Origin of the sequence: Halopseudomonas xinjiangensis (assembly GCF_900104945.1) — a bacterium.
Taxonomy (GTDB): Bacteria; Pseudomonadota; Gammaproteobacteria; order Pseudomonadales; family Pseudomonadaceae; genus Halopseudomonas; species Halopseudomonas xinjiangensis.
This window is the reverse complement of sequence record NZ_LT629736.1, coordinates 3361384-3375541: the sequence shown is the minus strand read 5'-3', so window position 1 is coordinate 3375541 and position 14158 is coordinate 3361384. Positions and strand designations below refer to the sequence as shown.

Genomic DNA, 14158 nt, shown 5'->3' with positions numbered 1-14158 from the left:
GGCGCGCCCAGCCCGTATAATGCTCGCCCTTGATTGCCATCACTCTTGGAGAACTGCCATGGCGGAGCGCAAGGCAAGCGTCGAGCGCAACACGCTGGAAACCCAGGTCAAGGTTGACATCAACCTTGACGGTACCGGCCAGGCCGACTTCGACATCGGCGTCCCGTTCCTCGAACACATGCTGGACCAGATTGCCAGGCACGGCCTGATCGACATGAACATCCGGTGTCGTGGCGACCTGCACATCGACGACCACCACACTGTGGAAGACGTCGGCATTACGCTCGGCCAGGCTTTCGCGAAGGCCATCGGCGACAAGAAAGGTACGCGCCGCTATGGACACGCCTATGTGCCCTTGGACGAAGCGCTGTCGCGCGTGGTCATCGACTTTTCCGGACGCCCCGGCCTGCACATGCATGTCGACTTCACGCGCGCGTCCGTTGGTGGCTTCGACGTCGATTTGTTCATGGAGTTCTTCCAGGGCTTCGTCAACCACGCCCAGGTCACACTGCATATCGACAACCTGCGTGGCGTGAACACCCACCACCAGATCGAGACAGTGTTCAAGGCATTCGGCCGGGCGCTGCGTATGGCCGTGGAAATGGATCCGCGGATGACCGGCATGATGCCTTCGACCAAAGGTTCCCTGTAACGAATGGTTAGCAATGTTGCGGTAATCGACTATGGCATGGGCAACCTGCACTCCGTAGCCAAGGCTCTGGAGCACGTGGGTGCCCAGGCAGTGGAAGTCACCAGCGACCCCGACGTCATCCTCACTGCCGATCGGGTGATCCTGCCCGGTGTCGGCGCGATCCGCGATTGTGTCAGCGAGCTGCAAAAACTCGGTCTTGATCGCGTCGTTCGCCAGGTCGCGGGCGAGAAGCCGCTGCTCGGCATCTGCGTCGGCATGCAGATGCTGCTTGAGCGCAGCGAAGAGAACGGCGGGATCGACGCCCTTGGTCTGTTCCCCGGTGACGTGCGCTATTTCGGGGACGATCTGCGCGAAGGCGACGAGCGCCTGAAGGTGCCACACATGGGCTGGGATCAGGTCAAGCAGACCATCGATCACCCGCTGTGGCACCGCATCGATCAGGACGCGCGCTTCTATTTCGTGCATAGCTATTACGCCGCCGCGAGCAAGCACACACATCTTGCCGGCCGCTGCCATTACGGCGTCGACTTCGCCGCTGCGCTGGCCGACGACTTTATATTCGCCACCCAGTTCCACCCGGAAAAGAGCCATACCAACGGCCTGCAGCTGCTGCAGAACTTCCTGGCCTGGGATGGGCGTTGGTAATAACCCGAGCCGCAAGCTGAAAACCTCTAGCTACAAGCGTCCGCTTGAGGCTTGGAGCTCGAAGCTTGAGGCTCTTTTTCCGAAGGAAAAAAGCGATGCTGATCATCCCCGCTATCGATCTCAAGGACGGCGCCTGCGTCCGTCTGCGCCAGGGCCTGATGGACGACGCCACGGTATTTTCCGACGACCCGGTAGCCATGGCCGCAAAGTGGGTGGAGGCTGGCTGTCGCAGACTGCACCTGGTTGACCTGAACGGCGCCTTCGAAGGCCAGCCGGTGAATGGCGAGGTGGTTACCGCGATTGCCCGTGCCTACCCGAACCTGCCGATCCAGATCGGCGGGGGCATCCGCTCACTCGAAACCATCGAGCACTACGTTCGCGCCGGGGTAAGCTACGTGATCATCGGCACCAAGGCGGTCAAGCAGCCGGAATTCGTCGGCGAAGCCTGCCGCGCCTTCCCGGGCAAGGTCATTGTCGGCCTCGATGCCAAGGACGGCTTCGTCGCCACCGATGGCTGGGCCGAGGTCAGCAGCGTCCAGGTGATCGATCTGGCCAAACGGTTCGAGGCCGATGGCGTCTCGGCGATCGTCTATACGGACATCGCCAAGGACGGCATGATGCAAGGCTGCAACGTCGAAGCCACAGCAGCACTGGCCAACGCCACCTCGATCCCGGTGATCGCCTCGGGCGGCATTCATAACCTCGGCGACATCCAGGCTCTGCTTGATGCCGGTGCCCCAGGGATCGTTGGCGCCATCACTGGCCGAGCGATCTACGAGGGCACGCTGGATGTGGCCGAAGCGCAGGCGCTCTGCGACGAAGCAGCAGCGGCAAGCGACAAGCCGTAAGCGGCAGTTGTTCGTGCAGGTTTCTGGTTTATTTGCAGCTTGAAGCTCAGCGCTTGCAGCTGCTTTCGGAGAAAGCTCAATGCCTCTGGCGAAACGCATCATCCCCTGCCTCGACGTGGACAACGGTCGCGTGGTCAAGGGCGTCAAGTTCGAAAACATCCGTGACGCCGGCGACCCGGTGGAGATCGCCCGTCGCTATAACGAACAGGGCGCCGACGAGATTACCTTTCTGGACATCACTGCCAGCCATCAGGAGCGCGACACCACGCTGCACACGGTCGAGCGCATGGCCAGTCAGGTCTTCATTCCGCTGACGGTCGGTGGCGGGGTGCGCTCGGTCAGTGACATTCGCAACCTGCTCAACGCAGGTGCCGACAAGGTCTCCATCAATACTGCAGCAGTGTTCACGCCTGAGTTCGTTGCCGAGGCGGCTGACCGCTTTGGTTCGCAATGCATCGTGGTGGCGATTGATGCCAAGCGCGTGTCGGCGCCAGGCGAGCCAGGCCGCTGGGAGATTTTTACTCACGGCGGGCGCAAGCCGACCGGGCTGGATGCCGTACAGTGGGCGCGGAAGATGCAGGAACTGGGCGCTGGCGAGATTCTGCTCACGAGCATGGACCAGGATGGCGTCAAAAGCGGTTACGACCTGGGCGTGACCCGGGCCATCAGCGACGCCCTGCACATCCCGGTCATTGCGTCGGGAGGCGTCGGTAACCTGCAACATCTGGCGGACGGCGTAATCGAAGGTGGAGCAGATGCGGTGCTGGCCGCGAGCATCTTCCATTTCGGCGAATACAGCGTACGCGAGGCCAAAACATACATGGCCGAACGCGGCATCGAGATGCGCCTCTAACGCTGAAGGCCTGCCTGCGGCAGCACGGGCTGAACAAGCGGCGACTGCCGGGTAAACAGGCTTTCCAGCGACACCAACTGCACCCCATCCCGTTCAGGCACCTGGGCAACTCGCGAGGCGAGAAATGCCAGGGTCTCCGGGTACGGGTGGCCGATCAGTACTGCGAATCCCTGGCGGCGCGCCCTGCCCAACGCCACCTGCAACGCCGCCTCCATCGCCTGGGCGTTGCGCGTGTTATCCAGAAAAACGTCGCGGGACAGACTCGGCACGCCCTGCGCCTGCGCGGCGAACGCCGCCTGGGTAGCTGCCTGGGTGCGGCTGTCGATAAAAAACAACCCGCGCTCGGCCAACTCGGCCATCACCCAGTCCATCTGTGGCCGCAGGGCGGTGAGGCGACTACCCATGTGATTATTCACGCCCTGAACACTCGGCAGGCTGTCCAGCGTCTCTTCGAGCGTGCGCATGAATTCCTGCTCGTCCATGTGCGCGTACAGGCCGCCCGGACCGGGGGACGAACCCGCCAGGTTCTCCATTGGCAGATGCAACATCACCGTCTTGCCGGCCGATGCAGCCTCGGCTGCCAGGCGCGGGCCAGCCGGGGTGTAGGGAAGTATTGCCAGCGCGACCGGAAAAGGCAGATCGATCAGATGCCGTCCGGCGGCATAACCATGGCCGACGTCATCGATAATGATTGCCAACGCAGGTGCCGCGGGGATGGGCTCGGATGGCGTCGCGGAGATGTCGGCGATCGCGGGAGTATCGGAAATGACCGGCGCAGGCGCCTCGACCTGACGCCAGCCCGCATGCTCTAGGCGGATCCACTCGACACGCTGACGATCACGCTCAGGCGTCGCAGCGAGACGCGGGGCCGGGGCATTCCCCGCACCGGCCTCGTCCCGCTGCAACGATGGCTCGGGCGTGTCGCAGCCTGCCAGCAGCGACGCCAGCAGCAAGATCCGCGCTGGCCTCATTGCTTGCGGGAGATATTCAGACCTTTAAGCAGGTTCAATGCCTGGTTGAGCTGGTAGTCGCTATCGCGCTCGGTGCGCTCGGTAACCGGCGTGCGCACCGTTGGCCGCTCTTCGCCGCTGACGTTGTTCAGATGGCGCGCCAGATCCGCTTCGCGGTAGGCCGAGGCCTGCTCCGGATCGACGGTCACCTTGGCGCGCTCGACACGAATGTCCGGCACGATACCCTGCGCCTGAATCGACCGGCCGTCCGGCGTGTAGTACAGAGCAGTGGTCAGCTTCAGGGCACGGTCGTTGTTGAGCGGCAGGACCGTCTGTACCGAGCCCTTGCCGAAACTGTCGGTGCCCATGATGATCGCACGGCCGTGGTCCTGCAGAGCACCGGCAACGATCTCCGAAGCCGACGCCGAACCGCCGTTGATCAGCACCACCAGCGGCACATCTCCAGCCGGTGCATTGCTGGTCGCACTGAATCGCATCTCGGAATTCGGCAGGCGACCCTTGGTGTAAACGATCAAACCCTCATCGATGAAGCTGTCCGTCACTTCGACCGCCGCCTGCAGCACACCGCCTGGGTTGTTGCGCAGGTCGAGCACGATGCCCTTGAGGTCATTTTCGCTGGTCAGGCGCTGCAGGCTTCGCCGCACCTCGTCACCGGTATTGGTCTGGAACTGACTGATGCGCAGGTACGCATAGCCGGGGTCGAGCGTTTCGGTACGCACGCTCTTGACCTTGACGATGGCGCGCTCGAGCTCGACTTCGAACGGCTTATCGCCTTCACGAACGATGGTCAGGGTAACGCTGGAGCCGGCCGGCCCACGCATCTTCTCCACTGCCTCGACCAGGCTCATACCTTTCACCGGCTGGTCGTCGATCATCATGATCAGGTCGCCAGGCTGGATCCCGGCCCGCGCGGCAGGCGTGTCATCGATCGGCGCAATTACCCGCAACAAACCCTCTTCCAGTCCGATTTCAATGCCCAGGCCGCCAAACTGACCGCTGGTGCTGTCCTGTAGCCCCTTGAAATCTTCTGGATCGAGGTAATCCGAATGCGGGTCGAGCCCTTCGAGCATGCCGCGAATCGCATTATTGAGAAGGGTGACGTCATCGACCGGCTCGACATAGGCAGAGCGGATGCGCTCCATGACTTCGGCGAAGGTGCGCAGCTCGTCCAGCGGAAGCGGAGCCGGTGCCGCCTGCTCGGGAGCGGCCTGAACCGCGCCAGGCTCCTGGGCGCCGACGGGAACCGAGACCAGTGCCAGACTCAGGCACGAAGCCAACAGGGTACGAGCTGCAGTCATCTGAATCTCCACTGGTCTTGATCGGCGCGCCTGGGACGGGCCGCTGCGTTTATCCGGACAGCATACACCAGGCGAGCGGGTCAAGCGCGCGGCCCTGATGGCGTATCGAGAAATACAGGGTAGGGTTCCCAAGCCCGCCGCTGCTACCCACCGTAGCGATGGTTTCGCCCGGCTTGACCCAGGTTCCGACTTCCCTGAGCAAGCTCTGATTGTGCCCGTACAGGCTCAGGTAGCCATTGCCGTGATCGAGGATCATCAATAGTCCGGAGCCGCGCAGCCACTCGGCGAATACCACCCGCCCGCCATGCACTGCATGCACTGGCGTGCCTTCGGAGGCAGCGATCAGCACGCCGTCCCACTTCAGCCGGGCATCATCGCCACGCTGGCTACCGAAGCGAGCCTTTATGGTGCCTTTGGCGGGTAGCGGCAGCTTGCCCTTGGCCTGGGTAAAGGGCTGGTTTCCGGCAGGGGTCGGTATGCTAGTTACCGCTTCGTCGAGCGACTTGATCAGTTTGTTTAGCTCTGCCCGCTCGGCCTGGCGCTGCTGAAGACGCTGCCCTTCACTACGACTGCGCCGGTCGAGAGAAGCGAGCAGCTCGCCGCGCTTGGCCCGCTCTGCTTCCAGGCTCTGACGGCGTTCGGCAAGTCGTTCGCGATTCTTCTGCAGCTGGGCTTGCTCGGCAACGATCGCCGCGCTGGCCTGATGGATCTGCTCGATAGTCTGCCGGTACTGGTCGATCTCCTCGAGGCGGGCCGCATTGACGTAGCGGTAATACTGCATCATGCGCGCCATCCGGGCGGGATCGTCCTGATTGAGCATGACCCTCAGGTAATCCTGATTGCCGGCCATATAGGCGGCGCGCACCTGACGGGCAATCTGCGACTGCTGCGCCTCGAGCGCAGCATGCAGGCGTTCGGCCTGCTCGGTCAGATCATCGAGTCGGGTCTCGCCTTCTTCGATCTGGTTTTCGATTTCACGGGTTTCCTGCCGCAGCCGACCGATCTCGGTTTCACTCTGTTTGAGCTCCGACTCGAGGCCGGACATCTCCTGCTTGAGATTGCCAAGCATCGTCTTCAGCCGGTTGATCTCGGCCTCGGTCTGCTTCAGTTCGGCCTGCGCTTCCCGCTTGTCATCAGCCTGGGCAGGCGTGACCGTGCAGGCCAGCAGAACGCCGGCGATCGCGGCGGCGCACCGGATCGATGCGCCGCCGGATGACCCTCTGCTTCGGTTCATTCAGGCTCCGTTTCAAGCCACCCGGGTGACGATGGAGCGGCCGGTCATTTCGCTCGGCTGCTCAAGTCCCAGCAGGTTCAGCATGGTCGGCGCGACGTCCGAAAGGATTCCGCCCTCCCGCAGCTCGACCTGGCGCGGCCCCATATAGACGAAGGGAACCGGCTCGCAGGTATGCGCGGTGTGCGCCTGGCCTGTCGAATCGTCGGACATCTGCTCGACATTGCCATGGTCGGCGGTGATCAACGCCTCGCCACCGACCTTCTGCAGCGCACTCTGAATACGACCGATACAGCCATCCAGGCATTCGACTGCTGCTACCGCAGCGTCGAAAACACCGGTATGCCCAACCATGTCACCGTTGGCGTAATTGACGATGATCACGTCATAACGCTGCTGCTCGATTGCCTCGACGATTCTGTCGGTGACCTCGGGTGCGCTCATTTCAGGCTGCAGATCGTATGTAGCTACCTTGGGCGACGGAATCAGGATGCGTTCTTCGCCTTCGAAGGGCTCCTCCTGGCCACCGGAGAAGAAGAAGGTGACATGCGCGTATTTCTCTGTCTCGGCAATGCGTAACTGGGTCTTGCCCTGCTTGGCCAGATATTCGCCGAGCACGTTGTCCAGCGAAGACGGCGGGAAGGCGCAGGGAGCCGGAATGTCGGCAGCGTATTGCGTCAGCATGACGTAGCCGGCAAGCAGCAGGGAGCGCTTACGCTCGAAACCGGAGAAATCCGGCTGCACGAATGCACGACTCAGCTCACGGGCGCGGTCAGCGCGGAAATTCATGAACACCACCGCATCGCCGTCTTCGACCCGTACCGGTTCGCCGATGACCGTTGCGTTGACGAATTCGTCGCTCTCGCCACGCTCGTAGGCAGCGGAAAGACCCTCGCTGGCGGTAGCCGCGGAGTACTCGGCCTGGCCCTCGGTAATCAGGTTGTAGGCAGCCTCGACGCGCTCCCAGCGATTGTCCCGGTCCATCGCGTAATAACGGCCGATAAGGCTCGCGGTGCGGCCCTTGCCCAGGCGCTGATAAGCCTCGTCGAGCATCGTCAGCGATGGTTCTGCACTCTTCGGCGGGGTGTCGCGGCCATCGAGGAACGCGTGTACCAGGATGCGTTCGGCACCGCGACGGGCAGCCAGATCGACCATGGCGACAACCTGTGATTCGTGACTGTGTACGCCGCCCGGCGATACCAGGCCCATAATATGGACGGCCTTGCCGTCTGCGACCGCCTTGTCCACCGCCTCGCACAGCACCGGATTCTCGAAGAAGTCGCCGCCGGCTATCGACTTGGTGATACGGGTGAAATCCTGATACACCACCCGGCCCGCCCCTAGATTCATGTGTCCGACCTCGGAGTTGCCCATCTGCCCGTCCGGCAAACCCACGTCCATTCCCGAGCCGGAAACCAGCGTATGCGGGGCCGTGGCCAGCAACGTATCCCAAACAGGGGTGTTCGCGGCCATGATGGCGTTCGAATCGGGCGATTCGCTGTGTCCGAAGCCATCGAGAATCATCAGGACCAAGGGTTTTGGAGCAGCTGTCATACTGAGGGGACTCACAGGTTGGGTTCTCGGAAGCGCACCCGCCGGCAGACCGCAGGGGCGGACAGGCGTGGTGCAATCAGTTTACTTGCCAAGTGCAGGCATGTCATTCGCGTGGGTGGTTCTGCCACTAGGGGGTGCTGTGTATACTGGCGGACTTTATCGATCCGGGACCATCCCATGCAGTTTCTCCAGCACCTCATCGAGTTCATCGGCAACCACTATATCTTGACCACGGCTTTTCTGGTTGTGCTCACCTTGTTGATCGTTACCGAGGGTCGCAAGGCCGGCAAGGCAATCACTACCCAGCAGGCGACAGCCCTGATCAACAAGAACGATGCGCAGGTGGTGGACATACGCTCGAAGAAGGAGTTCGCGGGCGGGCATATCGTCGAATCGATCAACATTCCCCATGACAGCATGCAGAAGCGTCTGGTAGAACTGGACAAGTACAAGGACAAACCCATCATCCTGGTTTGCGCCAACGGCCAGCATGCCGGGTCGGTCGCCAAGCAACTCAAGGCGGCAGGCCATGAGCATGTCCACAGACTGGCTGGAGGGATCGGCGGTTGGCGAGCCGACAATCTACCCCTGGTGAAATGACTATGTCCGACGTCACGATCTACAGCAGCGATTTCTGTCCTTTCTGCATTCGAGCCAAGCACCTGCTCGACGCCAAGAAGGTCGATTACCGGGAAATCCGCGTCGACGGCAAGCCTGACGTGCGTGCCGAAATGACTCGGCTGGCCGGTGGCCGCACCTCGGTACCGCAGATATGGATCAATGATCACCATGTCGGCGGCTGTGATCAGCTCATGGCGCTCGAGCGCGCCGGCAAACTGGATGCGATGCTGACCGGCTGAACATCTCTTTTTTCAAGACCCAACGATACACGCATAAGGACCGCACATGGCCGACGAAAATCAGAACAATCAAGCCGCCAATGGCGCTGCGCAGGGCAACCAGCAGGTGCAGTTCAGCCTGCAGCGCATCTATGTCAAGGATCTGTCCTTCGAGTCCCCAAAGGCACCTTCGGTATTCCAGAGCCAGTGGAACCCGCAGGTCAACCTGGACCTGAATACACGGCACAGCCAGCTCCAGGAAGGCGTCCACGAGGTAGTCCTGAGCCTCTCCGCCACCGTGACCAACGGCGACGACGAAGTCACCTTCATCGCCGAAGTGCAGCAGGCCGGTATCTTCGCCATCAACGGACTGGACGAGGCTTCGATGCGCCACACCCTCGGCGCCTTCTGCCCGAACATCCTGTTCCCGTATGCTCGTGAAGCGATCGACAACCTCGTTCTGCGTGGCAGCTTCCCTCCCCTGATGCTGTCGCCGGTCAACTTCGATGCGCTGTATGCGCAGGCTGAACAGCGCCGCGCGCAGGAAGGCGAACAGACCGCCTGATCGACCAAAACCGGCTGGCAACTCCCGCCAGCCGGTGCTGTGTCTTGTCTCCGTCGGGGCTCTGCTCTATGGTAGGCCACCAGTTTCAAACCTGACGGAAACAAGCATGACCCTGCCTGCCTCGCGCCTGCTTTATCTTCTCGCTTTCATCATCTGTATCGTGCTGCTGCTGATCGCTCTGTACATGGAGCATTACATGGGCTTGCTGCCCTGCCCGCTGTGCATCATTCAGCGAATTGCCTTCGTACTCATCGGACTGACCTGCCTCGCTGCGGTGATTCATAACCCGGCGCCCCGGGACGGTCGCGGGCGCGCTGGCGCGGCGCGCGCCTACGGCGTAGCAACCACCCTGTTCGCCGGCCTGGGCGCCGCCATCGCCGGCCGGCAGGTGTGGCTGCAATATCAGCCCGCCGAACAACTGCCCTCCTGTCTGCCCAGCCTCGATTACATGATGGACGTGCTTCCACTGCACGACATGCTCGGTCTGCTGTTCAGCGGGACGGCCGATTGCGCCGCGGTGACCTGGACGTTCCTGGGTCTGAGTATCGCCGAGTGCACGCTGATCGCGTTCATTGGCTTCACGATCTTCGGGCTGGTACAGATTTTTCGTTCACGTGATTGAACTTTTCGCGCAACTTACGTGGTATTGATGCTGCTGCGTCGACTGGCCTATGCTGTTGCCACCATAACGATCACGACGGTTTTACCGGCCCGATGCGCCGGCCGCTCATAGAAGAGGTGGAAGATGCTGGAGAGCTGCACTACAGCCCAGGAACGCTGGGGCGGGGTCAATCAGCTGGTCGACCGCTGGTTGTCCGAACGCAAGCAACTGATCAGCGAATACGTTGACCTTCGCGACCGGACCCCGCCTGAAGAGAACCCCGACCAGGCCCTCGAATCCTTCTGTGACGTGCTGGTGGATTACGTATCTGCGGGTCACTTCGAGATCTACGAACAGTTGATCCGCGAAGCGGAAGACTTCCAGAACGAACGCGGGCTGGAGCTGGTCCGTCAGGTCTACCCGCGCATCGAAACCATCACTCAGGAAGCCGTGGCCTTCAATGACCGCTACGCCAACACCGCCAATGGTGTGGACGAGCCGGATATGCAGGCGAGGTTGCACACGCTTGGCGCGATGCTGCACGAGCGATTCGAGCTGGAAGATTGTCTCATCGAAGTACTGCATAACGCCCACCGGGCTGTATTGGCAGCCAGTTGACAAACATGGAGTCGCCTGTGGCACAAGCAAGCGAAGCGAAAAAGACCGGGAAGGTCACCACTCCCCTGCACCTTTTACAAACCCTGACCCGTTCGCTCAAGGATCACCTTGGCGAGGCGTGCCAGCAGGCCGAGCAGGACGCGCACAAGGCGTTGGAGAAGATCAATCGGCAGCATGCCAAACTCGATGCGAAGCTTGTCGAGGCCAGGGACAAGCTGAGCGCCAGGCAAAGCGGAGCCGAGAACAAGTCGGTGTCCAAGGCTCAGGACAAGGTCGAGGAACTGGAGCAGGCGATGTCGGACCTCGGTCAGTCTCGTGAGGCTGCCGAAACCTATATCAAGCAACTCAAGGGTGATATCCGCCAGACGCTGCGCCTGGCCAAGGGTTTCGATCGAATCGAGACACAGGTCAACCAGGCCATCGACAAGCGGGACAACCCCCAGGCTGCAGCTGAAGAAGACAAACCCCGCCGCGCGCCGCGCCGCAACCGGGGTCGCAAGAGCCCCGCCAAGCAGGCCGACCCCAGCGCTTAAGCCCCGGGCGCGCTGATATCGGCGCGCCAGTTGGCGGCCAGTGCTGCCAGCGCATCGCGAACCTGCGATGGCGGTGCTTCCTGGGTAACGGCTGAAGCCTCGCAGTAGGCCGCAATCGCCTCGCGAGCGGTCGTTTCGACTGATTCGCCGGAGACTGCAGCATGCCTGTCCAGGCTCGGCTCCAACCATTCCAGCGCCAACCACTCCGCACTCAACTCGCATTGCTTGACCTGTCGATACAGCTCACTTGCCTCGACGATCGGCTTGATCCCGCGGCGCGCCCGACGCAGCGGCTCGATTACCTCGTCGCGCCAATGCGCCTGTCCGGCCAGAACCTGACGCCAGTCATCGACGTCCAGCTTTCGGCCCGAGGAGGCCAGCCAGCAGGCTCCGAGCAGGCACAGGACGTCCATCCCCCAACGGTCCTGGCATTCAAGCAATAGCGCCTGCGCTTCCGGCTGGCGGTAGAACCCATCGGCGAACGCCTGCAGGCCGATATCTGACATAGTCATACCTTTCATACTCCCTGGTGATCCTCGCTGATATACTCCGCAGCCATGATCAAGATCGAATCTCTTACGTTGCAGCGCGGCCCGCTGCGACTGCTGGACAATGCCAACCTGACCATTCATCCGGGCCAGAAGGTCGGCCTGCTCGGCACCAATGGTGCCGGCAAGTCCAGCCTGTTCGCACTGCTGCGCGGCCAACTCACGCCGGATGCCGGCAGTTGCTCGCTACCGGACGACTGGCGGCTATCGCATATGCGCCAGGAAATCGAAGATCTCGAGCGCAACGCGGTGGATTACGTTCTCGACGGCGACCAGCGCCTTCGAGACATTCAGAAGCGGCTGGCCGAGGCCGAAGCACGTCAGGACGCTGAGCGGCTCGGCACAGTCTACGCCGAACTGGAATCGCATGATGGCTTCACGGCCGACAGCCGCGCCCGGACGCTGCTCGCCGGCCTCGGGTTCACCAGCGAGCAGACCGAGGCACGGGTCGGTGATTTTTCCGGCGGCTGGCGGATGCGCCTGAACCTTGCCCAGGCGCTGATGTGTCCTTCCGACCTGCTACTGCTCGACGAACCGACCAACCACCTGGATCTCGATGCCATTCTCTGGCTGGAGGACTGGCTGAGAAGCTACTCCGGTACACTGTTGTTGATTTCCCACGATCGCGATTTTCTCGACGCGGTGATCGAAAGCATCGTGCACGTAGACCAAAAGCAGCTGGTTCTTTACCGCGGAAGCTATTCGCAGTTCGAGCGTACCCGGGCCGAGCGTCTCGCGCAGCAGCAGGCTGCGTTCGAAAAGCAGCAGGCGCAGCGGGAACACATGCAGCGCTACATCGCTCGGTTTCGCGCCCAGGCGACCAAGGCACGTCAGGCGCAGAGCCGGCTGAAGGCTCTCGAGCGGATGGAGGTATTGAGTCAGGCGCACATCGACTCGCCCTTCTCGTTCAGCTTCCGCGAGGCGGACAAGCAGTCCAGCCCCCTACTCGACCTGCGCAAGGGCCAGCTCGGTTACGGCGAACAGGCCATTCTCGAGCAGGTGAAGCTGCAGCTTGCACCAGGCGCGCGTATCGGCGTGCTGGGCCCGAATGGAGCCGGCAAGTCGACGTTGATCAAAACGCTGGCGGGCAGCTTGCCGCTGCAAGCCGGCGAGCTGAAAACCGGCGAACATCTGGCCATCGGCTACTTCGCCCAGCATCAGCTGGACAGCCTCGATCCCGAAGCCAGCCCATTGCTGCACCTGGCTCGTCTTGCCCCGCAGGAGCGCGAGCAGACGTTGCGCAATTTTATCGGTGGCTTCGACTTCCATGGCGACCGAGCCGAGGAGCCAGTCAGGCATTTCTCGGGTGGCGAGAAGGCGCGCCTCGCCCTGGCACTGATTGCCTGGCAGAAGCCCAACCTGTTGCTGCTCGACGAACCGACCAACCACCTCGACATGGAAATGCGCCACGCATTGACTCTGGCGCTTCAGGATTTTGATGGAGCGATGCTGCTGGTGTCGCACGATCGCGCACTGATCCGCGACACCACCGACGAGCTGTGGCTGGTCGCCGATGGGCGCCTGCAAGTCTATGAAGACGACCTCGATACGTACACACGCTGGCTGGCACGCTTCCGCCAGCAGCAGGCGCAATCTCAGGCAGACGGAACGGCCGAGGATCCGGAGCAACCGAAAGTCGACGCCAAGGCTCAGCGGCGCCTGGCGGCGGAGCAGCGGCAGCGGCTGGCACCAATGAAAAAGGCCATCGACAAGCTCGAGCAGTCGATGTCCCGGCTCAATAGTGAGCTGGAAGAAATCGAATCGGCACTGGGCGACACGTCGCTTTATCAAACGGAGAACAAGGATCGGCTCAAGGAGCTGCTGGCGCGCCAGACCAGCCGCAAGCAGGAGCTGGAAACGCTCGAAGCCCAATGGCTGGACGCCAGCGAAGAAATGGAATCGTTGCAGGCCAGCGCCGAATTCTGACAACCCAGACCACAGCGGAACCGACGCCATGACTTTGTGGATAGATGCAGACGCCTGCCCGCGACCGGTTCGCGACATCGTCGTACGCGCCGCCCGGCGCCGCCAGATCGAACTGGTCCTGGTCGCCAACAGCCCTCAGCAGCTTCCGCCGGGGCCGGGCGTCCGGCAAGTGACCGTACCCAGCGGAGCCGACGCGGCGGATCATTACATCATCGACAATGCCCGCCCCGGTGACCTTGTGGTGACCGCCGATATCCCGCTGGCCGCCGGACTGGTTGAGCGGAACGTCGTCGCCATCAACCCGCGCGGGGTCGTCTACGACGCATCGAACGTCGGTGAGCGCCTTGCCGTGCGCAACCTCATGGACGAGTTGCGCGGCGCCGGCCTCGCCGGCCGCGGCGGCCCGGCGCCCTACAACGACCGTGACAAACAGGCATTCGCCAACTCCCTGGACCGCCTGCTCGCGCAGCTCTGAC

17 protein-coding genes are annotated in these 14158 nt (G+C 62.2%); 12 read left to right on the top strand and 5 right to left on the bottom strand.

Annotated features, from left to right (window positions below; genetic code table 11):
- Positions 1-58 precede the first annotated feature (58 nt).
- The 4 genes from hisB (at position 59) to hisF (ending at position 2998) form a co-directional block, all read left to right on the top strand.
- Positions 59-652, top strand: a complete 594-nt coding sequence (gene hisB / locus BLT85_RS15850; RefSeq protein WP_093396804.1) for an imidazoleglycerol-phosphate dehydratase HisB — start codon at positions 59-61, stop codon at positions 650-652.
- 3 nt (positions 653-655) lie between these two features.
- Positions 656-1297 carry an imidazole glycerol phosphate synthase subunit HisH gene (gene hisH / locus BLT85_RS15845; RefSeq protein ID WP_093396801.1) on the top strand — a complete coding sequence of 214 codons (642 nt, stop codon included), beginning with the start codon at positions 656-658 and terminating at the stop codon, positions 1295-1297.
- Positions 1298-1392: 95 nt separating this feature from the next.
- Positions 1393-2145: a 1-(5-phosphoribosyl)-5-[(5-phosphoribosylamino)methylideneamino]imidazole-4-carboxamide isomerase gene (gene hisA, locus BLT85_RS15840; RefSeq protein ID WP_093396798.1), complete on the top strand. Its 753-nt coding sequence runs from the start codon at positions 1393-1395 to the stop codon at positions 2143-2145.
- Positions 2146-2224: 79 nt separating this feature from the next.
- Positions 2225-2998 carry an imidazole glycerol phosphate synthase subunit HisF gene (gene hisF / locus BLT85_RS15835; protein WP_093396794.1) on the top strand — a complete coding sequence of 258 codons (774 nt, stop codon included), beginning with the start codon at positions 2225-2227 and terminating at the stop codon, positions 2996-2998.
- Here the strand turns inward: hisF and BLT85_RS15830 are convergent.
- The 4 genes from BLT85_RS15830 to gpmI are packed head-to-tail and all read right to left on the bottom strand — an operon-like array spanning position 2995 to position 8052.
- A complete protein-coding gene (locus BLT85_RS15830) occupies positions 2995-3951 on the bottom strand; it encodes a divergent polysaccharide deacetylase family protein (RefSeq protein ID WP_157718193.1) in 957 nt (318 codons plus the stop codon). The genes hisF and BLT85_RS15830 overlap by 4 nt on opposite strands.
- A 14-nt stretch (positions 3952-3965) precedes the next feature.
- On the bottom strand, positions 3966-5267 hold the full coding sequence (locus tag BLT85_RS15825; RefSeq protein WP_093396789.1) for a S41 family peptidase: 1302 nt from the start codon (positions 5265-5267) through the stop codon (positions 3966-3968).
- Between the two features lie 49 nt (positions 5268-5316).
- On the bottom strand, positions 5317-6501 hold the full coding sequence (locus BLT85_RS15820; RefSeq protein ID WP_093396786.1) for a murein hydrolase activator EnvC family protein: 1185 nt from the start codon (positions 6499-6501) through the stop codon (positions 5317-5319).
- A gap of 12 nt (positions 6502-6513) precedes the next feature.
- Positions 6514-8052, bottom strand: a complete 1539-nt coding sequence (gpmI, locus tag BLT85_RS15815) for a 2,3-bisphosphoglycerate-independent phosphoglycerate mutase (RefSeq protein WP_093396783.1) — start codon at positions 8050-8052, stop codon at positions 6514-6516.
- A 177-nt stretch (positions 8053-8229) separates the two neighbouring features.
- Here gpmI and BLT85_RS15810 point away from each other — a divergent pair, with 177 nt between their 5' ends.
- The 6 genes from BLT85_RS15810 to BLT85_RS15785 all read left to right on the top strand — a co-directional run bounded on the left by BLT85_RS15810 (position 8230) and on the right by BLT85_RS15785 (position 11208).
- A complete protein-coding gene (locus BLT85_RS15810) occupies positions 8230-8652 on the top strand; it encodes a rhodanese-like domain-containing protein (RefSeq protein WP_093396780.1) in 423 nt (140 codons plus the stop codon).
- A gap of 2 nt (positions 8653-8654) precedes the next feature.
- The gene (gene grxC / locus BLT85_RS15805; protein ID WP_093396777.1) at positions 8655-8912 is read left to right on the top strand and encodes a glutaredoxin 3; all 258 of its coding nucleotides are present in this window, start codon (positions 8655-8657) and stop codon (positions 8910-8912) included.
- 46 nt (positions 8913-8958) lie between these two features.
- The gene (gene secB / locus BLT85_RS15800; RefSeq protein ID WP_093396774.1) at positions 8959-9456 is read left to right on the top strand and encodes a protein-export chaperone SecB; all 498 of its coding nucleotides are present in this window, start codon (positions 8959-8961) and stop codon (positions 9454-9456) included.
- 106 nt (positions 9457-9562) lie between these two features.
- Positions 9563-10078: a disulfide bond formation protein B gene (locus tag BLT85_RS15795; protein WP_093396771.1), complete on the top strand. Its 516-nt coding sequence runs from the start codon at positions 9563-9565 to the stop codon at positions 10076-10078.
- 123 nt (positions 10079-10201) lie between these two features.
- Complete coding sequence (gene rsd / locus BLT85_RS15790; protein WP_093396770.1) at positions 10202-10675, top strand: sigma D regulator; 474 nt, start codon at positions 10202-10204, stop codon at positions 10673-10675.
- Positions 10676-10692: 17 nt separating this feature from the next.
- Positions 10693-11208, top strand: a complete 516-nt coding sequence (locus BLT85_RS15785; protein WP_093396767.1) for an AlgP family protein — start codon at positions 10693-10695, stop codon at positions 11206-11208.
- On the opposite strand, the gene BLT85_RS15780 is transcribed toward BLT85_RS15785, so the two are convergent.
- The gene (locus BLT85_RS15780) at positions 11205-11720 is read right to left on the bottom strand and encodes a TIGR02444 family protein (RefSeq protein ID WP_157718192.1); all 516 of its coding nucleotides are present in this window, start codon (positions 11718-11720) and stop codon (positions 11205-11207) included. The two genes, BLT85_RS15785 and BLT85_RS15780, sit on opposite strands and share 4 nt — an antisense overlap.
- A 45-nt stretch (positions 11721-11765) precedes the next feature.
- Between BLT85_RS15780 and BLT85_RS15775 the strand changes: the two genes are divergently transcribed.
- Positions 11766-13682, top strand: a complete 1917-nt coding sequence (locus BLT85_RS15775; protein WP_093396763.1) for an ATP-binding cassette domain-containing protein — start codon at positions 11766-11768, stop codon at positions 13680-13682.
- A 28-nt stretch (positions 13683-13710) separates the two neighbouring features.
- Positions 13711-14157, top strand: coding sequence for a YaiI/YqxD family protein (locus tag BLT85_RS15770; RefSeq protein ID WP_093396761.1), 447 nt, complete (start codon positions 13711-13713; stop codon positions 14155-14157).
- Position 14158: the final 1 nt, after the last annotated feature.